Source organism: Dokdonella soli, from assembly GCF_039523175.1.
Taxonomy (GTDB): domain Bacteria; phylum Pseudomonadota; class Gammaproteobacteria; order Xanthomonadales; family Rhodanobacteraceae; genus Dokdonella_A; species Dokdonella_A soli.
In genome coordinates this window covers 64,987-86,402 of sequence record NZ_BAAAEU010000007.1, presented here as the reverse complement: position 1 = coordinate 86,402, position 21,416 = coordinate 64,987, and the positions used below count along the sequence as shown (strand labels likewise).

The 21,416-nt window shown below is 67.1% G+C and carries 18 protein-coding genes; 5 read left to right on the top strand and 13 right to left on the bottom strand.

From position 1 onward, the window contains the following. Positions 1-233 precede the first annotated feature (233 nt). The 10 genes from ilvA to ABD002_RS08735 form a co-directional block, all read right to left on the bottom strand. Positions 234-1,823 (bottom strand): threonine ammonia-lyase, biosynthetic, encoded by a 1,590-nt coding sequence (gene ilvA / locus ABD002_RS08780; RefSeq protein WP_343789662.1) that lies wholly within the window; start codon positions 1,821-1,823, stop codon positions 234-236. Then, positions 1,820-2,068 carry an acetolactate synthase small subunit gene (ilvN, locus tag ABD002_RS08775; protein ID WP_343789660.1) on the bottom strand — a complete coding sequence of 83 codons (249 nt, stop codon included), beginning with the start codon at positions 2,066-2,068 and terminating at the stop codon, positions 1,820-1,822. Before ilvN ends, ilvA begins: the two co-directional genes overlap by 4 nt. Before the next feature lie 15 nt (positions 2,069-2,083). Then, positions 2,084-3,883 carry a biosynthetic-type acetolactate synthase large subunit gene (gene ilvB, locus ABD002_RS08770; protein WP_343790179.1) on the bottom strand — a complete coding sequence of 600 codons (1,800 nt, stop codon included), beginning with the start codon at positions 3,881-3,883 and terminating at the stop codon, positions 2,084-2,086. A 137-nt stretch (positions 3,884-4,020) separates the two neighbouring features. Then, positions 4,021-5,040 (bottom strand): ketol-acid reductoisomerase, encoded by a 1,020-nt coding sequence (ilvC, locus tag ABD002_RS08765; protein ID WP_343789657.1) that lies wholly within the window; start codon positions 5,038-5,040, stop codon positions 4,021-4,023. Then, positions 5,037-6,743: a dihydroxy-acid dehydratase gene (gene ilvD / locus ABD002_RS08760; protein WP_343789654.1), complete on the bottom strand. Its 1,707-nt coding sequence runs from the start codon at positions 6,741-6,743 to the stop codon at positions 5,037-5,039. The genes ilvC and ilvD overlap by 4 nt, the downstream gene beginning before the upstream one ends. 32 nt (positions 6,744-6,775) lie before the next feature. Continuing rightward, positions 6,776-7,873 (bottom strand): 3-isopropylmalate dehydrogenase, encoded by a 1,098-nt coding sequence (gene leuB / locus ABD002_RS08755; RefSeq protein WP_343789651.1) that lies wholly within the window; start codon positions 7,871-7,873, stop codon positions 6,776-6,778. Beyond that, entirely contained in the window at positions 7,870-8,529 is a 660-nt protein-coding gene (gene leuD, locus ABD002_RS08750; protein WP_343789648.1) for a 3-isopropylmalate dehydratase small subunit, read from the bottom strand. The genes leuB and leuD overlap by 4 nt, the downstream gene beginning before the upstream one ends. Further along, positions 8,526-9,941, bottom strand: a complete 1,416-nt coding sequence (leuC, locus tag ABD002_RS08745; RefSeq protein WP_343789645.1) for a 3-isopropylmalate dehydratase large subunit — start codon at positions 9,939-9,941, stop codon at positions 8,526-8,528. Before leuC ends, leuD begins: the two co-directional genes overlap by 4 nt. Further along, positions 9,938-10,963 (bottom strand): branched-chain amino acid transaminase, encoded by a 1,026-nt coding sequence (locus tag ABD002_RS08740; protein WP_343789642.1) that lies wholly within the window; start codon positions 10,961-10,963, stop codon positions 9,938-9,940. The genes leuC and ABD002_RS08740 overlap by 4 nt, the downstream gene beginning before the upstream one ends. Next, entirely contained in the window at positions 10,960-12,618 is a 1,659-nt protein-coding gene (locus tag ABD002_RS08735) for a 2-isopropylmalate synthase (RefSeq protein ID WP_343789640.1), read from the bottom strand. Before ABD002_RS08735 ends, ABD002_RS08740 begins: the two co-directional genes overlap by 4 nt. 1 nt (position 12,619) lies before the next feature. On the opposite strand from ABD002_RS08735, the gene ABD002_RS08730 reads away from it, so the two are divergent. The 4 genes from ABD002_RS08730 to ABD002_RS08715 all read left to right on the top strand — a co-directional run bounded on the left by ABD002_RS08730 (position 12,620) and on the right by ABD002_RS08715 (position 17,366). After that, positions 12,620-13,069, top strand: a complete 450-nt coding sequence (locus ABD002_RS08730; protein WP_343789637.1) for a hypothetical protein — start codon at positions 12,620-12,622, stop codon at positions 13,067-13,069. 220 nt (positions 13,070-13,289) lie between these two features. Continuing rightward, a complete protein-coding gene (locus ABD002_RS08725) occupies positions 13,290-14,186 on the top strand; it encodes an NTP transferase domain-containing protein (RefSeq protein WP_343789634.1) in 897 nt (298 codons plus the stop codon). Positions 14,187-14,188: 2 nt separating this feature from the next. Then, on the top strand, positions 14,189-15,289 hold the full coding sequence (locus ABD002_RS08720; protein ID WP_343789631.1) for a phosphotransferase enzyme family protein: 1,101 nt from the start codon (positions 14,189-14,191) through the stop codon (positions 15,287-15,289). Between the two features lie 37 nt (positions 15,290-15,326). Then, on the top strand, positions 15,327-17,366 hold the full coding sequence (locus ABD002_RS08715; protein ID WP_343789628.1) for an enterotoxin: 2,040 nt from the start codon (positions 15,327-15,329) through the stop codon (positions 17,364-17,366). A 48-nt stretch (positions 17,367-17,414) separates the two neighbouring features. Here ABD002_RS08715 and ABD002_RS08710 read toward each other — a convergent pair whose 3' ends face one another. Then, positions 17,415-17,933: a hypothetical protein gene (locus ABD002_RS08710; protein WP_343789626.1), complete on the bottom strand. Its 519-nt coding sequence runs from the start codon at positions 17,931-17,933 to the stop codon at positions 17,415-17,417. A gap of 128 nt (positions 17,934-18,061) precedes the next feature. Here ABD002_RS08710 and tsaB point away from each other — a divergent pair, with 128 nt between their 5' ends. Next, positions 18,062-18,760 (top strand): tRNA (adenosine(37)-N6)-threonylcarbamoyltransferase complex dimerization subunit type 1 TsaB, encoded by a 699-nt coding sequence (gene tsaB, locus ABD002_RS08705; protein WP_343789623.1) that lies wholly within the window; start codon positions 18,062-18,064, stop codon positions 18,758-18,760. 18 nt (positions 18,761-18,778) lie between these two features. Here the strand turns inward: tsaB and ABD002_RS08700 are convergent, their stop codons facing one another. Together ABD002_RS08700 and ABD002_RS08695 are read right to left on the bottom strand one after the other, a co-directional pair. Further along, on the bottom strand, positions 18,779-20,662 hold the full coding sequence (locus ABD002_RS08700) for a hypothetical protein (RefSeq protein WP_343789620.1): 1,884 nt from the start codon (positions 20,660-20,662) through the stop codon (positions 18,779-18,781). A 118-nt stretch (positions 20,663-20,780) separates the two neighbouring features. Next, positions 20,781-21,392: a class I SAM-dependent methyltransferase gene (locus ABD002_RS08695; protein WP_343789617.1), complete on the bottom strand. Its 612-nt coding sequence runs from the start codon at positions 21,390-21,392 to the stop codon at positions 20,781-20,783. Positions 21,393-21,416 lie beyond the last annotated feature (24 nt).

Here is a 21,416-nt window from a genome sequence, read left to right as displayed (position 1 = left end):
ACGCGAATGCTGGCAATGTAGGCGCACAAGCTAACCCCAACCTTAAGGCCTTCTGAAAATCCATTCAGGATGGAAGAGTGCCTTGATGCGACAGCGCGACAATCGTCCGACCTCCACGGCAGCGGCTTCCAGGTTTCGGCGATGAGCGCATCCGCATAGGCCGAGGCGACTGTCCGGGATTCGATGGGATCACGGACATGCCCATGATTCGCTCCGACGTGCACCGATGCGCGTCATTCGCGCAGCAATAGCCGATAGGCAGGATTGTCGCTCTCGTCCCGGTGCGGATAGCCGAGCGTACCGAGGAATCGTCGGAACATCGGCCGTTCCTCGGGCGGTACCTGGATGCCGACCAGGATGCGGCCGTAGTCGGCGCCCTGGTTGCGGTAGTGGAAGAGGCTGATGTTCCAGTCCGGGTGCAGGTGACCCAGAAAGCGCGGCAGCGCGCCGGGGCGTTCGGGAAACTCGAAGCGGTACAGGCACTCGTCGCCCGCCAGCGGCGAACGTCCGCCGATCATGTGGCGCAAGTGCAGTTTGGCCAGCTCGTCGTCGGTGAGATCGAGTGCGGAAAATCCGTGCGCACGAAAGGCGGCCGCCAGCACGGCGTTCTCGCTGCGGTCGCGGATCTGGATGCCGACAAAGATATGCGCCTCGGTCGCGTTGCCGATGCGGTAGTTGAACTCGGTGATGCCGCGCTGACCCAGCATCGCGCAGAAGCGGCGGAAGCTGCCGCGCTCTTCGGGAATCGTCACCGCGAACACCGCTTCGCGCTGCTCGCCCAGTTCGGCGCGTTCGGCGACGAAGCGCAGGCGGTCGAAATTCACGTTCGCGCCGGAGACGATTGCGACCAGCGTCTCGCCGCGCGGATGGTACGCGGCGACGTACTGCTTGAGACCGGCGAGGGCGAGCGCGCCGGACGGCTCCGGCACGCTGCGGGTATCCTGGAACACGTCCCGGATCGCGGCGGAGACCGCATCGCTGTCCACCCGCAACATCGCATCGACGTGCCGGCGGCACAATTCGAAGGTTCGCACGCCGACCTGTTTCACGGCGGTGCCATCGGCGAACAGGCCGACCTCGTCGAGCGCAATGCGTACGCCGGTTTCCAGCGAGCGCGCCATCGCGTCCGAATCGACCATCTGCACACCGATCACCTTCACTTCCGGGCGCAGCGCCTTCACATAGGCGGCGGCGCCGGCGAGCAGGCCGCCGCCCCCGACCGGGACGAAAATAGCGTGCAACGGGCCGGAATGCTGGCGCAGGATTTCCATGCCGACCGTGGCTTGCCCCGCGATGACGTCCGGATCGTCGAACGGATGCACGAAGGCGTATCCGTGATCGGCCTGCAACTTTGCGGCGACGGCGTGTGCATCGCTGTACGAGTCACCGGCGAGCACGATCTCGACCCGGTCGCCTCCGAACCGGCGCACCGCATCCACCTTGACCTGAGGCGCCGTCACCGGCATCACGATCACCGCACGTATGCCGAGCTTCGCCGCTGCCACCGCGACGCCTTGTGCGTGGTTGCCAGCTGAAGCGGCAATCACTCCGCGTGCGCGCTGTGTGGCGTCCAGATTCGCCATCTTGTTGTAGGCGCCGCGCAGCTTGAACGAGAACACCGGCTGCTGGTCCTCGCGCTTGAGCAGGACCTGGTTGCCGAGGCGCGCGGTCAGCAGCGGCGCCGGCTCCAACTCCGTTTCACGCGCGACATCGTAGACGTGCGAGACGAGCGTGCGGCGCAGGAGCTCGTGATCGGTCAGCGCCGGCTCGGCCGTCGGCGTGGCATCGCTGGTCGCCGCTTGCCTGGCCAGCTGCGCATTCATGGATGCGCGCGCACGACGGGGCGGTTGACCTCGAGCACATCGACCAGCTTGCGCGTCTGCTTGATGATCTGCTCGACCGTGGCTTCGGCACCGTGCATGACCAGGGTCAGCTGCGACACATCGGGATCGCGAGTGGTGGCGACGGTCAGCGAGTCGATATTGCAATGGCGCGCGGCGAACAGGCCCGCCACGCGCACCAACGCGCCGGCTTCGTTCTGCAACAGGATGGAAAGGGTGTGTCTCATGGTGGGCCTCACTCGTCAGAACATGCCGGTCGGGATGACGTCATGCGGCGCGGACGCATGACGCGCGCGAATGAAATCGCCGGTGATCATCTGTGCGTAGGTCGCGCCGGGGCCGACCATCGGATAGACGCCGGCATCCGGGTCGATCATCACCTCGAGGAAGGCCGGGCCGTCGAACGCGAGAAATGCGGCGATGGTCGAGGCCAGCTCCTCCTTGCGTTCCAGCCGTCGCGCCCACTCGAAGCCATCGGCCTGCGCGGCCTTGATGAAGTCCTTCTTGTGCAGGCTCTTGTCGGACGAGGCGAAGCGGCCGCGGAAGAACAATTTCTGCCATTGCCGCACCATGCCGTCGCCGATGTTGTTGAGCACGACGACTTTCACCGGCAGGCCGTAGGTGGTGACGGTTTCCAGCTCGCCGAGGTTCATGCGGATGCTGGCATCGCCGTCGATGTCGATCACCACCGCATCGCGCCGCGCGAACTGCGCGCCGATCGCCGCCGGCAGGCCGAAACCCATCGTGCCCATCGAGCCGGAAGTGAGCCAATGCCGCGGCTCGCGGAAATCGAAATACTGCGCGGCCCACATCTGATGCTGGCCGACGCCGGTGCTGATGATCGCGCGGCCCTGCGTGTGCCGATTGATCTCCTCGATCACCGCTTGCGGCTGGATCAGCGGGCTGGCGCGATCGTAGTCCAGTGCATGCGAGCGCTTCAGTGCGGCGACGTCCGCATGCCAGTCGGCATAGCGATGCTCTTTGCCAACGTCGTGGCGCATGCCGTACTGGTGCAGCCGTTCCAGCGTGCGCCGCAGATCGCCGTGGTGATGCCAGTGCACCGACTTCACCTTGCCGATCTCGGCCGGGTCGATGTCCACCTGTGCGATGAACCTCGCACACGGCGCGAACTTGTCGGGCACGCAGGCGACGCGGTCGTCGAAGCGCGCTCCCAGCGCGAACAGAAAGTCGCAGTCCTCCACGGCGTAGTTGGCGTAAGCCGTGCCGTGCATGCCGAGCATGTGCAGCGCCAGCGGTTCGGTGGTGTCGTAGGCGCCAAGAGCCATCAGTGTGGTCGTCACCGGCAGGCCGAAGTCCGCGACGAAGCTGCGCAGCGCGTCGGATGCCGCGCTCGCGATGATGCCGCCGCCGGCATAGATCAGTGGACGCCTCGCCTTGGCCAGCGCAGCGAAGAATGCCGCGCAGTCGGCGTCGCTCAACACGGTATTGTCCAGTGCGTGCAGGCGCGCGCGATAACCGGGAATCGACAGCTGCCCCTCGCCGGCGAACGTCAGCGGTGTGTTCTGCACATCTTTCGGAATGTCGACCACCACCGGGCCGGGCCGGCCGCTGCGCGCGATCTCGAATGCGGTACGCATCGTCGCTTCCAGTCGTGTCGCATCGGTGAGCAGGAAGACATGCTTGGCGCAGGCGCCCATGATGTTGCTGATCGGCGCTTCCTGGAATGCGTCGCTGCCGAGCGCGGCGGTGGGCACCTGGCCGCAGATCACCACCAGCGGAATCGAATCGGCCATCGCGTCGCGCACCGGCGTGACCATGTTGGTGGCGCCGGGGCCGGAGGTGACGATGGCCACGCCGACCTTGCCGGAAGCGCGCGCATAACCGGCCGCCATGAAGCCGGCGCCCTGCTCGTTGGCCGGCACGATCAGCGGCATCGGCTCGCCACCGTTCGATCCCAGGTGGGTGGCGTTGTAGCGGAACACCGCGTCGTACACCGGCAGGATCGCGCCGCCGGAATAGCCGAACAGCACGTCGACGCCTTCGTCGGCCAGCACCTGCACGACCGTCTCGGCTCCGCTCATGGCGCGGCCGGCGAGCGGGTGACGATCGGTTTCGGGGACGGCTTTCAACGATTGCGCATGCACGGGCAGTGATTCCTCAAAGTACGGGGTGGCAGCTCCCCTCTCCCCCGCGCGGCAGGGGAGAGGACTCGAACGGGTCAGCCGACCTTCTTGAGCGGCTCGGCCGCAGGCTTCGGCGTGGCGTTCTGCAGCCACGGCATGCGCGCGCGCAGCTTCGCGCCGACCTGTTCGATCGGATGATCGAGATCGGCCTGCTTCAGGCGCTTGTAGTTCGGCAGGCCCGCCTGGTATTCGGCGATCCAGTTGCGCGCGAAGGTGCCGTCCTGGATGTCGGTGAGCACCGCCTTCATGCGCTGCTTGGTGCCGGCGTCGACCACGCGCGGGCCGCTCACGTAGTCGCCGTACTGCGCGGTCTCGGAGACGAACTCCAGCATCCGCTTCAGGCCGCCCTCGTAGAACAGGTCGACGATCAGCTTCAGCTCGTGCATCACCTCGTAGTACGCGATCTCCGGCTTGTAGCCGGCTTCGACCAGCGTCTCGAAACCTTTCACCACCAGTTCGCTGGCACCGCCGCACAGCACGGCCTGCTCGCCGAACAGATCCGTTTCGGTTTCTTCCTTGAAGTCGGTCTCGATCAGCAGCGCGCGGCCGCCGCCGATGCCGTCGGCGTACGCCTTGGCCTTCGCCTCGGCGTGACCGCTGGCGTTCTGATGCACGGCGTACAGGCAGGGCACGCCGCGACCACGCTCGTACTCGCTGCGCACCAGCGCGCCCGGACCCTTCGGAGCCACCAGCACCACGTCGATGTCCGCGCGCGGTGCGATCTGCCCGAAGTGCACGTTGAAGCCGTGCGCGAACAGCAAGGCCGCGCCGGGTTTGATGTGCGGCGCAATCGCTTCGCGATACAGCGCAGGTTGCACCATGTCGGGCGTGAGCACCGCGACCAGATCGGCGCCTTTCACTGCATCGGCCGGCTCGGCGACGTTGAAGCCTTCGGCGCGTGCGCGTTGCCACGAGGGTCCGCCCTGGCGCAGGCCGACCACGACGTCGAGGCCGGAATCGCGCAGGTTGAGGGCGTGGGCGCGGCCCTGGCTGCCATAGCCGAGCACGGCGATGCGGGCCTTGGCCAGAGCGGGGTTGGAAGTGCTGCTGTTCATGCGGGGGCTCCTTCGGTAGCGGTGATTTGGGCGTGTGTGGGTGGGGCAACTGCAGTGTCCGGGTGCGTGGTGGCGCCGTCGGAAGCGGAGCCGACCAGGCGCGCGTATTTCGCGAGCGCGCCGCGGGTAACCTTCGGTGGCGGCGGCTGCCAGGTCGCGCGGCGTGTGACGAGGTCCGCGTCGGTGGCGAGTTCACGGCGGTCGGCGTCGATGCGGATGCGGTCGCCGTCACGCAGCAGCGCGATCGGGCCGCCGCGCGCGGCTTCCGGTGCGATGTGGCCGACCATGAAACCGTGCGTGGCGCCGGAGAAGCGGCCATCGGTGATCAGGGCGACGTCGTCGCCGAGGCCACGTCCGATCAGCGCGGCGGTGACGCCGAGCATCTCGCGCATGCCCGGTCCACCAGCGGGACCTTCGTTGCGGATCACGATCACGTCGCCCTTGGCGATGCGGCCACCCTGCACGGCGGCGAACGCCTGCTCCTCGCTCTCGAACACGCGCGCGTGGCCATCGAAGTGGCTGGCGCCCTTCCCGGCAAGTTTCAGGATGCAGCCCTCGGGCGCGAGGTTGCCGTAGAGGATCGAATAGCCGCCGCGCGGCTTCAGCGGTTGCGTGACGGGATGCACGACATCCTGATGCTGCGCACGCGGTGCCGCGGCAGCTTCCGCGAACAGGCTGCGGCCGGTGACCGTGGGCGCGTCGTCGAGCATGCCGGCAGTGATCAGTTCCTGCGCCACGCGTGCGCTGCCGCCGGCGCCGAACAGTTCGACGGCGGTGTAGCGCCCGCCGGGCAGGAGATCCGCGATCACCGGCGTGTACTTCGAGGCCGGTTCGAAATCCTCCAGCGTCCATGGCACGCCGGCTTCGCGCGCGATCGCGAGCAGATGCAGCACCGCGTTGGTGGAGCCGGCGGTGGCAGCAACCATGCGTGCCGCGTTGCGCAGTGCGGTGCGGTTGATCAGCGCGCGTGGCGTGCGCCGCTCGCGCAGGCAATCCATCACCAGTTCGCCGCAGCGACGTGCGGCGACGGCCTTGGCCGGATGCGTGGCGGGAATGTCGTTGAAGCCCAGCGGCGACAGGCCCAGCGTCGACAGCACCATCGCCATCGTGTTCGCGGTGAACTGGCCACCGCAGGCGCCGGCGCCGGGGCAGGCGTCGCGTTCGACCGATGTCAGTTCCTCATCACTGATCCTGCCCGCGCCATGCGCACCGACCGCCTCGAACACCTGCTGGATCGTGATCGGATGGTTGTCGTGCGTGCCGTGCGCGATGCTGCCGCCGTACAGCGCAACGCTCGGGATGTCGAGGCGCGCCATCGCCATGGCCGCGGCGGGGATGGTCTTGTCGCAACCGCACAGCACCACCATCGCGTCGAGGCAGTGACCATCCACCGCCAGTTCGATGGAATCGGTGATCACCTCGCGGCTGATCAGCGAAGCGCGCATGCCCGGCGTGCCCATCGCGATGCCGTCGGTCACCGCGATCGTGTTGAACTCGATCGGCGTACCCCCGCTGGCGCGGATGCCGGCGGCGACATGCTCGGCCAGGTCGCGCAGGTTGAGGTTGCATGGGCTGACGTTGGACCACGTATGCACCACGGCCACCAGCGGTTTGGCGATGGCGGCATCGTCCAATCCGGTGGCGCGCAGCATGGCGCGGGCAGGAGCGCGGTCGGGGCCGCTCTTGATGAGATCGCTGCGCATGGGTGTTCCGGTTGGTTGATCGGGAGGCGTGTTCATCCGCAGGCCCGGCTCCAGCGCAGAAAGGTGACGGACGCGCACGCGTCCTCTTCCAGTGCGGCGAGCACGGCGTCGCGCACTTGCGCGGTGCCGGCGTTGCCACCGATATCGCGGCTGTGCGGGCCGTGGCTCAGCACGCGATCGACGGCGGCTTCGACCGCGAGGGCCTCGCGCTCCAGGCTCAGCGAATGACGCAGCAGCAATGCGGCCGAGAGAATCGCGCCGACTGGATTGGCGACGCCCTGGCCGGCGATGTCCGGCGCGGAGCCGTGGATCGGTTCGTAGAGGCCGCTCCTGCCGTCGCCCAGCGATGCCGAGGGCAGCAGGCCGAGCGAGCCGGCGAGCGCCGCGGCTTCGTCGGTGAGGATGTCGCCGAACAGGTTCTCGGTGACCACCACGTCGTAGCGGCTCGGCTGGGTCAGCAGCAGCATCGCCATCGAATCGACCAGCTGATGCTCGACCTTCACGTCCGGATAGTCGGCGGCGATGCGCTGCACCGTGCTGCGCCACAGGCGCGAGGTTTCCAGCACGTTGGCCTTGTCCACCGAGGTGACGTGCCGGCGGCGACCGCGCGCGAGTTCGAACGCGCGTCGCACCACGCGCTCGACTTCGGCGACGGTGTATCGGCATTCGTCGGAGGCGCTATCGCTGGTGCGCGTCTTCGCGCCGAAGTAGGCGCCGCCGGTGAGTTCGCGCACGAACAGCACGTCGACGTGCTTCAACTTCTCGTTCTTCAGCGGCGACAGCGCAGCGAGTGCCGGATGCACCTGCAGCGGACGCAGATTGGCATACACGCCGAGCGCGGCGCGCAGCGCCAGCAGACCTTGTTCGGGACGCACCCGCGCATTCGGATCGGACCAGCGCGGGCCACCGACGGCGCCCAGCAACACGGCGTCGGCGGCCTTGCACGCAGCCAGCGATGCCGGCGGCAGCGGATCGCCGCTGGCATCGATGGCACAGCCGCCGATGGGGTGCTCCTCGAAACGGAAGTCGTGATCGAAATGCGCGGCGACCGCATCGAGCACGGCGACCGCCGCCGCCGTGACTTCGGGGCCGACGCCGTCGCCGGGCAGAGTGACGATGTGCGCTTTCATGCATTCACTCCATTTGATCGAAGCTGCTTTTGTTGAGGAGTGCAGCCATGGATGGCCGCTTCCTGACGTTCGCGTTCACGGTCGAACGCATCAATTTGATCCGCGTGCTGCAGCAGATAGCCGAGCTGGTCCACGCCGTGCAGCAGGCAATGGCGCGCGAACGGCTCGAGCTGGAACTGGATGCGTCCGCCGTCAGGCAGCTCGATGGTCTGCTCGCGCACGTCGATGATCAGCTCGATGCCCGGGTGATCGAGCAGCCAGCGGTGTTCGGCGGCGTCGATCACGATCGCGAGCAGGCCGTTCTTCAATGCGTTGTTGCGGAAGATGTCCGCGATCTCGCTGCACAGCACCGCGTGGATGCCGTAGTCGAGCAGTGCCCACGGTGCGTGCTCGCGCGACGAGCCGCAGCCGAAGTTGCGCCCGGCGACCAGGATCGAGCAGCCTTGTGCCAGCGGCGAGTTCAGCGGGAAATCCGGATTCTCCCTGGCCGGGTTGTCGCTGCCGTCGGACTGATAACGCCAGTCGTGGAAGCACAGGCGTCCAAGTCCGGTGCGCTCGGTAGTGGTGAGGAAACGCGCCGGGATGATGCGGTCGGTATCGATGTTCTCGTCGGCCAGCACGGCTGTGCGCGAGTGGAGGCGGGTGACCGGTTTCATGCGGCTTGCTCCTGGGGCAGGTATTCGCGCGGATCGGCGATCACGCCGGCCAGCGCGGACGCGGCGGCCGTTGCGGGGCTGGCCAGCACGGTGCGTGCGCCCTTGCCCTGGCGGCCTTCGAAGTTGCGATTGGAGGTGCTCACCACCAGTTGCCCCGGCTGGGCCAGATCGCCATTCATCGCGATGCACATCGAACAGCCCGGCACGCGCCATTCGGCGCCGGCTTCGATGAACACGTGGTGCAGTCCTTCGCGTTCCGCATCGCGACGCACGGTTTCGGAGCCGGGCACCACCAGCATGCGCACGCCGTCGGCGATGCGGCGCCCGCGCAGCACACGTGCCACTTCGCGCAGATCGGACAGACGCGAGTTGGTGCAGCTGCCGACGAACACCACGTCCACCGGTGTGCCCTGCATCGGCTGGCCCGGCTTGCTCTGCATGTAATCGAGCGCGCGGCGATCCTGCGCGGTGTGTGCGGCCGGCACCGGTGTGTCCATCGCGATCGCCATGCCCGGATGCGTGCCGTAGGTGACGGTCGGGCGCACCTTGCCCGCGTCGATGCGCACTTCGCGGTCGTATCGCGCGCCGTCGTCGCTGCGCAGTGCGCGCCAGCGCTGCACGGCGGTGTCCCATGCTGTGCCTTGTGGAGTGCGCGGGCGGTCCTTGAGCCATGCGAACGTGGTGTCGTCCGGTGCGATCAATCCCGCGCGCGCGCCGGCCTCGATCGACATGTTGCAGACGGTCATGCGCTCGTCCATCGACATCGCTTCGATGGCGTCGCCGCGATACTCGATGACGTAGCCGGTGCCGCCATCCACGCCGATCTCGCCGATGATGTGCAGGATCAGATCCTTCGCGCCGACCCCGCGCTCCAGGCGGCCGTCCACGTGGATCGCCAGCGTCTTCGGCTTGCGCTGCAGCAGGCACTGCGTGGCCATCACATGGCCGACCTCGGTGGTGCCGATGCCGAACGCGAGCGCGCCGAATGCACCGTGCGTGGAGGTGTGGCTGTCGCCGCAGACGATGGTCATGCCCGGCTGGGTCGCGCCAAGCTCGGGGCCGATCACGTGCACGATGCCGCGCTCGGCGCTGTCCCAGCCGTGCAGCTCGACGCCGAACTCGTGGCAATTCGCTTCCAGTTGCGCGACCTGCGCCTTCGCCTCGGCGTTCGCATACGGCCGCTCGCCGTCCGCAATCGCCGGCAAGGTCGGCGTGGAGTGGTCGAGCGTGGCGAGCATGCGATCCGGTCGACGCAGCGCGAGGCCGCGTTCGCGCAGTTCGCTGAACGCCTGCGGCGAGGTCACTTCGTGGACCAGGTGCAGATCGATGTAGAGGATCGCCGGGGCATCGCCGGACTCGGGCGCAACCACGTGCGCGTCCCAGACTTTCTCGAACAGCGTTTGCGCCGTCATGCGATGGCCCTCTCTTCTTGCGCTCGTCCATGAGCGCGAGAATCAGGAAGCGGCCCTCCATGGCTGCGCTCCTCATCGATCGCCGGGACGACTTGGCTCTGCGCCTTGTCGTGCACCGCTGTCAGCCAGCCCCAGCGATCCTCGGTGCTGCCGTCGAACAGACCGAAGAACGCCCGTTGCAGCGCCTTGGTGATCGGTCCGGGGTTGCCCGCTCCGACGGCTTTGCGATCGACCGAGCGCACCGGCGTGATCTCGGCGGCGGTGCCGGTCATGAACACTTCGTCGGCGCAATACAGCGCCTCGCGCGGAAGATCGCGCTCCTCGACCTCGATGCCGAGGTCCGCGGCCAACGTGATCACCGATTCGCGCGTGATGCCGGCGAGGATGCCGGCGCTGGTCGGCGGGGTGACCAGCTTTCCGTTCTTCACCAGGAACAGGTTCTCGCCGGCGCCTTCGCTGAGCAGGCCGTTGTGGCCGAGCGCAATGCCTTCCGCGTAGCCGCCGCGACGTGCCTCGAGCGCGATCAGCTGGCTGCTGAGATAGTTGCCGCCGGCCTTCGCCCAGCTCGGGAAGGTATTCGGCGCGGGCCGCTGCCACGAGGACACGCAGACATCCGCGCCGCGCTCGATCGCGCTGCCGAGATAGGCGCCCCAGTCGAGCGCCATGATCGCCACGTCCACCGGCGTGTCGTCGCTCGGCAGCACGCCGAGGCCGCCGGCGCCACGGAACACGATCGGGCGCACGTAGGCCGACTTCATCCGGTTCGCGCGGATCAGCTCCAGGCAGGCCGCGTTGATTTCGTCCTCGCGGTAGCCGATCTCGATCTCGTACACGCGCGCGGATGCGAACAACCGGCGCGTGTGGTCGGCCAGGCGGAAGTACGCCGGGCCTTGCGGCGTTGCGTAGACACGTTCGCCCTCGAACACCGAGGAGCCGTAGTGCAGCGCGTGCGTGCTGACGTGGACCGTGGCTTCGGTCCAGGGCTTGATGCAGCCGTTGTGCCAGAGGAATGGCGTGGTCATTGCGTGATCTCCTTTTGCGCGCGTCCATTCGCGCGAAGGTCAAAAAGCGGCCTTCCATGGCCGCACTCTTCAATAGGAGCATCGAGACGTGAGGCGCCCTGTCGTTCGATGCGGTTGACGATGGCGAGTGCGGCCAGCGCGGTCGCCTCGATGATGTCGGTGCTGACGCCGTTGCCGCGCCAGTCGCGTTTGAGGTGGCGCACGGTGAGCTGGGCCTGGCCTTGTGCGTCGCCACCTTCGCTGACAGCACGCACCTGGAACTGGGTGAGCTCGAGATCGGCACCGGTGGCGCGCTCGATCGCGCGCAGCACGGCATCCACCGGGCCGTCGCCGATCGCGGCCTCGCCGACTTCGTGGCCGTCGTCGTGGGCCAGCCTCACCGAGGCCGAAGCGCTGCCGCCCAGATGCGAACTGGTGTTGAGGTGCACGATGCGCCACGGGCCGGCGACATCGGGGTCCTGTCCGAGCGCGAGCGCTTCCAGATCCTCGTCATGCACTTCGCGCTTCTTGTCGGCCAGCGCCTTGAAGCGGACGAAGAGATCGTCCAGCGCCGCATCGTCCGGCGTGTGCCCCAGCGCCTGCAGGCGCTGGCGCAGCGCGTGGCGGCCGGAATGCTTGCCCAGCACCAGCCGTGTTTCGGCGATGCCGACATCCTGTGGCCGCATGATTTCGTAGGTGCCGCGGTGTTTGAGCATGCCGTGCTGGTGGATGCCCGACTCGTGCGCGAACGCGTTCTCGCCGACCACGGCCTTGTTGCGTGGCACGGCCTGCCCGGTGATCTGGGTCAGCAGGCGCGATGTCGGGTAGAGCTTGCGCGTATCGATGCCGGTGCCGACGCCGAAGTACGGTGCCCGCACGCGCAGCGCCATCACGATTTCCTCAAGCGACGCATTGCCGGCGCGCTCGCCGATGCCGTTGATGGTGCACTCCACCTGGCGCGCACCCGCGCTCACCGCGGCCAGGCTGTTCGCAACGGCCATGCCGAGGTCGTCGTGGCAATGGGTGGAGAAGATCACCTTGTCCGCATCACGCACGTGCCGGCGCAGATACGCGAACAGCTCGGCGATTTCGCCGGGTGTGGTGTAGCCCACCGTGTCCGGTGCATTCAGCGTGGTGGCGCCGGCGGCGACGGCAGCACTGAACACTTCGGCCAGATAGTCGGGTTCGGTGCGCAGCGCGTCTTCGGCGGAGAACTCCACCTCATCACACAATCCGCGCGCCCGCTCGATCGCCACCACCGCGGTATCGATCACCTGATTCTTGCTCATGCCCAGCTTGTGCTCGCGATGCGGCGGGCTGGTCGACAGGAACAGGTGGATACGCGAATGGCGGGCCGGTTCCAGTGCCCGCGCCGTGGTATCGATATCGCCGGACTGGCAGCGTGCGAGGCCGCAGATGGTGGGCGCCCGCAGCACCCTGGCGATTTCCGCGACCGCGGCGAAATCATCCGGCGAAGCCTGCGGAAAACCGGCTTCGATGATGTCGACGCCGAGCGCCTCGAGCGCATGCGCCATGCGCAGTTTCGCGCGGCGATCCATCGAGAAGCCGGGCGCTTGTTCGCCATCGCGCAATGTGGTGTCGAAGATCCGTACGCGAGCGGCGGCGGCGCCGTTGGCGTCGCTGCAGTCGTCAGATCGTGTGTCGCTGGGGGTCATGATGGCTCCGCTATGGGCGGCGCCGAAGGCAATAAAAAACCCCACATCCGTTTCCGGGTGCGGGGTTCTTTGGGGTATTCAGGTTAGTTTTGCTTTACCTGGACACGCGCCCTCAGCCCGCACCTCCGTTGGTAATAAGGAGTACGAGTACAAGGGCAAGAAGAAGCTGGCTGCGAAGTCGCAGCATGCCGGCAACCGTCAGGAGACGGTGCCGTTCGGCGATGCGGCCATGGGTGTTGCGCTGCGACATGTGGCTGACCCTACGGTGTACCGCATCCGGCTGTCAACAGTTTCTTTTGAAATCTTTTCGAAACCGTCGCGCAGTTCGCATCTGGACGTCCAGATGGCTGGACCTGTTTTCGCTGGCGTGGTGCAGCCGAGAACAAGCGCCACCCTTGAGCGCGCGGACATGGCGACGGAACCTTCGCACGGCGCCGCATTGTCATGCTGAAGCGCCGCGTCCGTTTCTGTTCTAATCACGGCTTCGCGGCCGGACAGCGCGCTCGTAGCCACCGACGTGGCGGAGCGGAATCCCGCGGCGCGCCAAAGTGGATTCTTCCCGAACGGTACCCCGTGGATCAGCATTTCCCGACACCACGCCCCGACCTGCGCGGCGCCTCCCTGCGTGATGCGCGCCGTCCCGCGCTCGCCCGTCTTTCGGCGGTTGCGCAGTGAACGCGGCGGGTCCCATCCTGGTCATACTCGCCGCCGGCCTTGGCCGTCGCTTCGGCGGTGACAAGCAACTCGCCGGGCTCGGCCCCGGCGGTGAATGGCTGATCGAGTACGCGATCCACGATGCGCTCGCCGCCGGCTTCACGCGCATCGTGCTGGTCATCCGCGCGGAACTGCGCGGCGCGCTGGCGCAGCGCTTGGCACCGCATATCGGCAGTCGCGCCGACATCGCCTTCGTCGAACAGACCCTGAGTTGCGTGCCGGCAGGTTGCCGGCCATCGGCCGCGCGCCGCAAGCCGCTGGGCACGGGCCATGCGCTGTGGTGCTGCCGCGATGTGCTCGATCGGCCGTTTGCGGTGATCAACGCCGATGACTACTACGGCGCCGCTGCATTTTCACTTCTCGCCGGGCACTTCGTTCGCGCTCACGGACCGGCGATGGTCGGCTATCGCCTCGGGCGCACGCTATCCGCGCACGGTGGCGTCAATCGCGGCCTCTGTGCGCTGGACGACCGTGGCGATCTCGCCGGCATCGTCGAGTACACCGATATTCGTGTCGACGCGGGCAGGCTGGGCGGGCTCGATGTGCGGAACGCGCGACAGCCGCTGGCCGCCGAGGCGATCGTCTCGCTGAACTGCTGGGGCCTGCTGCCCGACCTGCTGCCGACGCTCGAAACCGGTCTGCGCGATTTCCTCGCTGGCGCCGGCGACGACGACGAATATTTCCTGCCTGCCGCGATCGACCGCTATCTCGCCGCGAATGGCCGGCGCCTGCGCGTGCTCGACAGCCGCGACGATTGGCTCGGCGTGACTTATCCCGCCGACGCCGACGCCGTCGCCGCACGTCTCGCCGCGCTGCATGCCGTCGGCCGCTATCCACCGCACTTGTGGGGTTGAGCATGGATGCGATCGACACATTTCCCGATGCCACGACGCGCGACGCGATCGCGAGCGCATGGGGCCTGAGTCCGCGCGCGCAGTTCAACCCGCTCGGCAACGGCCTGATCAATCGCACCTTGTGCGTACGCGACGGCGGACGCGAACGCGTGCTGCAACGTCTGAACGTCGAGGTGTTCCGCAGCCCCGATCGGGTGATGCGCAACTGCCACGCGGTGACCGCACATCTCGGTCGCGAACGCGCCGCCGGACGCTATGCCTACTCGGTGCTGGAGTTGCTGCCCACGCTCGGCGGTGCGCCCGCGCTGGTTCTGCCCGACGCGAGCTGGTGGCGCATGTATGCCTATCTGCCGGATACGTGCACGCACGATACCGTCAGCGAACCGGCCATGGCCCGCGAGGCCGGCCGCGGTTTCGGCGCGTTCGCGCGTGCGCTCGACGGGCTGCCGGCCGACTCGGTCGGCGAAGTGATTCCCGCGTTCCATGACCCGGACGCGCGCTACGCCGCCTTCGAACGCGCGCGCGCGGGCGATCGTGTCGGACGCGCCACCGGCTGCATCGCCGAATGCGAGGCCGCGGCAGCCTACGCGGAGATCGTCGCCGCGTGGCAGCGGCTGACTCTTCCCCGGCGCATCGTCCACAACGATTGCAAGTTGAACAACATCCTGTTCGATGCGCAGGGCCACGCCGCCTGCGTGATCGATCTCGACACCGTGATGCCCGGTTCGCTGCTGTTCGATTTCGGCGATCTGGTGCGCACCCTGGTGAATCCGGTGGCCGAGGACTCGATCGAGTTGGATCGCATCCAAGTACGCCGCGATCTGTTCGCCGCGCTCGCTGCGGGCTACGTGGAGGGATGCGGCTCCGTGCTGAGCGCGATCGAACGCGCGAATCTCGTGCTCGGCGCGCGACTGATCACCGGCGTGATGGCGCTGCGCTTCCTCACCGACCATCTCGATGGCGACCGCTACTTCCGCATCGAACGGCCGCAACACAATCTGGAGCGTGCGCGCAATCAGCTCACGCTGTTCGCTGCGCTCGGCGACGCCGCTGACGAACTGCAGGCGTTGGTACCTGCAGAGCCTGACCGAGCTCGCGCGTGATCGAATCATCGTCAACAAGACTCCTCCGAGGTCGCGTATGAACCGATTTCTGTTTTTTAGCGCCGCGTTCGCCGCGGCTGCTGCACTCGTCTCTGTCGATGTGATGGCCGGGACGAGTCCTGCGGCCACACTGCCAGCGCCATGGCTGCCGAGCGATCCCGGCGCCGCGCATTGCCGGACCGATGCGAGCCACGCCGAGCTGACCAATGGCGCGCTGCGTTTCGGCGTGGCCATCAACGGCAAGAGCGTGCGCCCGGCTGAATTCGACAACGCCTTTGCCGCCGCAAGGCACGCATTGAACGGCGAGCTGTTTTCGGTGCTTCCGCGCGGCGGCAAGAAGCTCGATGCAAGTAACTTCCGGCTTGATGGCGCGCTCCGCTGCAACCGGATCGCGGCCGCACCCGGCGCGGCGCGTGCCGCCGAACGCCGTGCCGGCATCGCACTCGACGCCAGGTTCACGGATCCGGGTAGCGGCCTCAAGGTGCGTTGGCGCGCGCTGCTGCGCGACGGCAGCAACTATGTGCGCGAGAGTCTGACGTTCGAGTCAAACGCGACGATCGACCTGGCCTCGGTCACGCTGATCGACCTGGATCTCGAAGCCGCCTGGGTCGACGGCACCGCCGATGGCTCGCCGCTGATCGCCGACGACCGCTTCTTCGGCTTCGAGCATCCAATGGCGCAGGCCCGCGCGATCAACGGCCGCGCCACCGCTTCGCTCAAACGCGTGCTGCCGCTGCGCGGTGGCGTCGCCACGGAATATTCGGCGGTGCTTGGCGTGGCTCCGCACGGCCAGCTGCGCCGCGGCTTCCAGGCGTATCTCGAGAACGAGCGCGCGGCGCCGTTCCACACCTTCCTGCACTACAACTCCTGGTACGACATCGGCTACTTCACGCCGTACACCGAGGCCGAAGCGGTCAACGTGATCGACGCGTACGGCAAGCAGCTGGTGCAGGACCGCGGCGTGAAGATGGACTCGTTCCTGTTCGATGACGGCTGGGACGACCACGCGCACCTATGGCAATTCAGCAAGGACTTTCCGCACGGCTTCACACCGGTGCGCGAGGCGGCCGGGAAGTTCGGCGCCGAACCGGGCGTCTGGCTGTCGCCCTGGGGCGGCTACGGCCCGCCGCGCGAGGAGCGTCTTGCCACCGCCAAGGCGGGGGGGTACGAAGTGGACGACCAGGGCATCGCCCTGTCGGGCAGGAAGTACTACCCGCTGTTTCACGATGCGGCGCTGAACCTGCTGAAGCGGTACGGCATCAACCAGTTCAAGCTCGACGGCACCGGCAGCCCGGACAAGGTCACGCCGGGCAGCGAATTCGACAGCGATTTCGCGGCGGCGATCGCGCTCATCAACGACTTGCGCGCGGTGAAGCCGGACTTGTTCATCAACCTCACCACCGGCACCTGGCCGTCGCCGTTCTGGCTGCGCACCGCCGACTCGATCTGGCGCGGCGGCGAGGATCATTCTTTCGCCGGCGTCGGTAGCGACCGCCAGCGCTGGATCACCTATCGCGACGCCGACACCTACGGTGGCATCGTGCGTCAGGGCCCGATGTTCCCGCTGAATTCACTGATGCTCCACGGCATCATCTACGCGCGCAAGGCGCAGGGTTTGAACGCGGATCCGCACAACGACTTCGCCGACGAAGTGCGCTCGTATTTCGCCGGCGGCACCGGCCTGCAGGAGATGTACGTCTCGCCCGACCTGCTCACCGCGCAGAACTGGGATGACCTCGCCGCCGCCGCGAAGTGGGCGCGTGAACGCGCGGCCGTGCTGCGTGACAGCCACTGGATCGGTGGCGATCCGGCGCGCCTGCAGGTCTACGGCTGGGCGTCATGGGCCCCGGGTCGTGCAGTGGTTGCGCTGCGCAATCCGGGCGACCAGCCGCAGGAATTCGCGCTGGATGTGGAGCACGCGCTGGAACTGCCTCAAGGAGCGACGCGGGACTGGATAGCGACACCGGTCTACACCCTGGGCGCCCCGCAGCCGCTGCACGCCGGCCAGGCCACGCCGCTGAAGTTGCAGCCGTTCGAGGTACGGGTGTGGGACCTGGCGCCCGCGCTCCGGAAGTGAGTCGCTTACGGAGTCGCTTTTCGTCGAATCCTGAATGTTCCCGCGGGATCAGGTTCCGGCTGTCGGGCTGATCCCGCCGATCAGTTCTTCCTGCAGGTGCTTGAGTTCCTTCCAGCGATTTTCCGAGGCCAGCCGCGCCTGCTCGGCCCAGGTGTCGGGATTGGCGAGGTGGAAGCTCGGGCCGCCGCGCTCGAGAATGTAGAGCATGTCCTGCACGCCCAGATGTGCGACCTGCACGAGGCTGGCGACGCCGTTCGCGCGGAACAGCTCATCGATCTTCGGTCCGATGCCTTCGATGATGGTCAGGTCGTCGGCGTGCTTCATGTTGAAGCCGGCCGCACGAGCCGCGCCGACGTCGATCAGGCGCGAGGACGCGACCGCCTCGACGTGTTCCGGCAGCGCTTCGGCCGGCGCCGCCACGGTGGTCGGCATCGCAGGGTGCAGCTCCGCGCGGGGGGCAGGTGGGGCCTTGCCGCGTCGCCATCCGAATACCAGCCAGCCGGATAGCCAGCCGACCACGAGTCCCAGTACCAGCCAGATCAAACGATCACCGATCGGATTCATCACCTCGACCTCCCGTCATCGATCACGTCAGGTGGCCCGAGCCTACCACCGGCCGCGTTGAGGTGGTGTCAAAAGCGGCCCGGCACCCAGTCGCCCGCACGCGCGGAGCGGGGCCGGATAAACTCGCGGCCATGAACCTGCTCGCGATCGAGACCGCCACCGAATGCTGTTCCGCCGCGCTGCTTGCTGGAGAGCGTGCGTTCACGCGCAGCGAACTTGCACCGCGCCGGCATGCCGAGCTGCTGCTGCCGATGTGCGACGAGCTGTTCGCCGAAGCCGGGATCAAACGGCGTGATCTCGACGCGATAGCGGTCGGCTGCGGCCCGGGCGCATTCACCGGCGTGCGTCTCGCGATCTCGGCCGCGCAGGGCATCGCGCTGGCGCTCGACATTCCGGTCGTGCCGGTATCCTCGCTTGCGGCGCTGGCGCTGCAGGCACCCGACAATGGCGCCGCGATTCTCGCGGTGATCGATGCGCGCATGGGCGAGGTCTACGCCGGCACGTTCCGGCGCACGCGCGAGGGTGGGGTCGAACCGATCGGTGTGGAATCCGTCGGCTCGGCGGACGCGTTGCAATTGCCGGGGGCCGCGGCGTGGAATGTCATCGGCAGCGGCTGGGCGAGCTATCGCGATGCGCTCGCTGCGAGATTGCCGGCCGCGCCGTTGTGGGCTCAGGGCGAGCGCTATCCGCAAGCGCTCGACATTGCGCGCCTCGCCGCACCGCTCGCGCGCGAGGGTGGGGGCGTCGCGCCTGAGCAGGCGCTGCCGGTGTACCTGCGTGACAAGGTTGCGTTGACGCTTGCTGAGCAACGCAAGCGAAACGCGCCGTAGCCACGCAAGGCGGCTCGTTCAACCACCCGGAGTCGAGTCGTTCGGTACGTGCAGCGGTATGGTCGCGAGAACTTGCGTGTTTGACGTGTCCAGAACCAGTACCGATAGATGCTCGTCCGCTTGCGGATCGAGCACATAACCGTCGAATCCGCGTTTGTGTGCGATATTGAAACGCAGCGAATCCTTGCCGGGTCCGATGAAACTGAGCTTGGCGAGCCCACGCATTGCGCCCTGTGCATCGACGACGACCAGCACCGGCTCGCTCGGGACTCCCCGGACGCGTGGCATCCAGCCCTCGAAATCGGCGACGCGGCGATGTCCCTGCGGATCGTCGAATTCGCGCATGACGTGCGCATAGGCGCGGGCAAGCGGCGCAGGCATTTGCGCCGGTGCGTGCCAGCCATGCTCGACAAGATTGAATGCGGGCTCGGCAAACATCGACAGGTGCCGCTGCTTGAGCAAGTCCAGGCTGGTTCGAATATCGTCGTTGGTGGCCGCGGGTTCGTAGTCGAGCCGCGCGGCATCCCAGATGCCCAGTTGCGCGGCGACGGCGGACTGCTGGATATGGCGGGACACTGCGGCGCTCCATCCGGCCAATGCGCGGTGGGACGGCAGTGCGGCCAGCGCTGTCAGGACGACCGCACAGGCGACTCCCGCTGTGCGCCAGACCGGACGAGGTCCCCGGCCGGCAATCGCGTACAAGGCGAGACCAAGCCAGAACAGGCAGCTCCACGGAAGATAGCGATCGGCGAAGACCTGGCTTGGCGAGGTTCCGAATGCGTGCAGCCGCGCGAAACATACGATCACCGCCACACCGATCCCGAAAGCGGACAGGCCAAATGCAAGCACACGCGTTGCGGACAGACTCTTGCCGCGACGCCAGGCATGGACCGACGCAACCAGGAGCGCGCACACGCCAATGCCGCCGATGACCACGCTTTCCAGCATCGCTCCACCTTCACCAAATGGAGAAGCCAGCCAGCGCGCGCTGATGACGAGCGGTTGACCCAATGTGGAGGACAGCAAGGATGACTGCAGCCAGGGTTCGATGGACGGATCGGTGTGCCCAAGCCATGTGCGCATCCATGGCGCCGACAACCAGCGCGTGAGCACAGCAAGATTTCCGATTGGGTCGAGCAGAAGCGTGCCGCGCACTCCGTCGTTCCCGGGCAGACCCAGCAGATAGATCGTCAGTGCGACGACGAGAAGGCCGACGGGAATCGCGAGATCACGCAAACGCAGGCGCAGGATCACGCCGAGCAGAAGCACCGCACCGAAGCTCGCCATGCCGGTGCCGAAGCTGAAGGTCGCCGCGAAGCAGCAGAGGCCGGCCAGACCCATCCAGAACACCGGGCTACGCAGGCGCGCCGCATGGACCGCGAGGACGGCGAGCGCCGTAAACAGGACCACGAAATACGTGTGCACGAGTTCGTTGCCATGCATAAGCATGCGTGCATTGCCGAGCCAGAACAGCGCGATCACCGCGAGCAGACAAGCGCCTGCGCGCGTGGTTGCCGGGATGGTCTTTTCACGTGCGATCGTGACAACGATCGCGATCAAAGCCAGCAACGCTGCGCTACACCCGGCGACGATTTGCAGGATCTGGTCGGCGTCGAACCAGCGAATTTCAGCGAGGCGAACTAGGGCCGGGAGAATCGGTCGGTGGCCGTTTTCGAGCTGAATCGCGTTGGTTGGGAACGGCAGGCCGAGATAGAGGCGATACAGGCGGAACTGGTCAAACGCAGGATAGCGGAATGCAAAGTTTGCAATAGCGATCAGCGAAGTCCAGAGCCAGAGCGCCGCACCGCACGCGAACACTGTGACCGTGATCCAGCGTGTCAGCTTGCGTAGCGTCAGCGACAGCGTCGATGCGTGTACCGAACGGGAGGATGAGGATGTCAAGGGAACGTCCATGTGGGCTTGTGGATGCAGTTCTGGTCGCGGATCGCTGCACTTGACGCATGAGCCGCCTTTGACGCACGCGTGCGGCTCCCATTCGCGGGGCGTGTGGGATCTCCGCTCAAGACTTCGCCAGCACGAGCTCGAACGCCTGCCCATGCTCGTGCGTCGCATCCCAGTGCGCGACGCGCAGTCGGTGGCGCGGCGCCTCGCTGTCGAACCATGCGCGCGAGAAGTAGGTGACGTGCGCCGGCACATGGAGGTAGGAGTAGTCGCGCCATCCGGCGAGGCCGTCACTCAGACGCCAGCCGGTCGGCCGGAACGGCGCGGTGATGAACAGCTTGCCGCCCGGAGCGAGCCGCTTGGCGACTTCGCCGAGCATCGCGGCGGGATCGACGAGGTGTTCGATGACATGCGTCATCGACGCCAGGCGGAACGGTTCGCGGTTGTCGAGTGTGGCGATCGTGCCGACGTGGTACTGATCGACCCATTCGCATCCTGCCTCGCATTCGGCGCTCACGTCCTGGGCGACGGTGACCACGCGGGGTTCGAGCACCTTGCAGGCGCGCGATACCCAGGCAAGGCCCGCGCCGATCTCCAGCACGCGTTCACCGGGCGCCGGCAGCAGGCCGAGCCCGCGCACGGCGCCGCCGTAGTACTCGAGAATGCTGGCGACGCGCTCGGGGTCCGTATAGTGCGGGTCCGCAAACTGCACCGACTCTTCGTAGAGCACGCGTAAATCGTCGGGGGTGGGGGG

What these genes read in the sequence shown, in the direction of transcription:
- ilvA (WP_343789662.1), bottom strand. Translation starts at nt 1,823, where the DNA reads ATGAATGCGCAGCTGGCCAGGCAAGCGGCGACCAGCGATGCCACGCCG.
- ilvN (WP_343789660.1), bottom strand. Translation starts at nt 2,068, where the DNA reads ATGAGACACACCCTTTCCATCCTGTTGCAGAACGAAGCCGGCGCGTTG.
- ilvB (WP_343790179.1), bottom strand. Translation starts at nt 3,883, where the DNA reads ATGAGCGGAGCCGAGACGGTCGTGCAGGTGCTGGCCGACGAAGGCGTC.
- ilvC (WP_343789657.1), bottom strand. Translation starts at nt 5,040, where the DNA reads ATGAACAGCAGCACTTCCAACCCCGCTCTGGCCAAGGCCCGCATCGCC.
- ilvD (WP_343789654.1), bottom strand. Translation starts at nt 6,743, where the DNA reads ATGCGCAGCGATCTCATCAAGAGCGGCCCCGACCGCGCTCCTGCCCGC.
- leuB (WP_343789651.1), bottom strand. Translation starts at nt 7,873, where the DNA reads ATGAAAGCGCACATCGTCACTCTGCCCGGCGACGGCGTCGGCCCCGAA.
- leuD (WP_343789648.1), bottom strand. Translation starts at nt 8,529, where the DNA reads ATGAAACCGGTCACCCGCCTCCACTCGCGCACAGCCGTGCTGGCCGAC.
- leuC (WP_343789645.1), bottom strand. Translation starts at nt 9,941, where the DNA reads ATGACGGCGCAAACGCTGTTCGAGAAAGTCTGGGACGCGCACGTGGTT.
- ABD002_RS08740 (WP_343789642.1), bottom strand. Translation starts at nt 10,963, where the DNA reads ATGACCACGCCATTCCTCTGGCACAACGGCTGCATCAAGCCCTGGACC.
- ABD002_RS08735 (WP_343789640.1), bottom strand. Translation starts at nt 12,618, where the DNA reads ATGACCCCCAGCGACACACGATCTGACGACTGCAGCGACGCCAACGGC.
- ABD002_RS08730 (WP_343789637.1), top strand. Translation starts at nt 12,620, where the DNA reads ATGGCTCCGCTATGGGCGGCGCCGAAGGCAATAAAAAACCCCACATCC.
- ABD002_RS08720 (WP_343789631.1), top strand. Translation starts at nt 14,189, where the DNA reads ATGGATGCGATCGACACATTTCCCGATGCCACGACGCGCGACGCGATC.
- ABD002_RS08715 (WP_343789628.1), top strand. Translation starts at nt 15,327, where the DNA reads ATGAACCGATTTCTGTTTTTTAGCGCCGCGTTCGCCGCGGCTGCTGCA.
- tsaB (WP_343789623.1), top strand. Translation starts at nt 18,062, where the DNA reads ATGAACCTGCTCGCGATCGAGACCGCCACCGAATGCTGTTCCGCCGCG.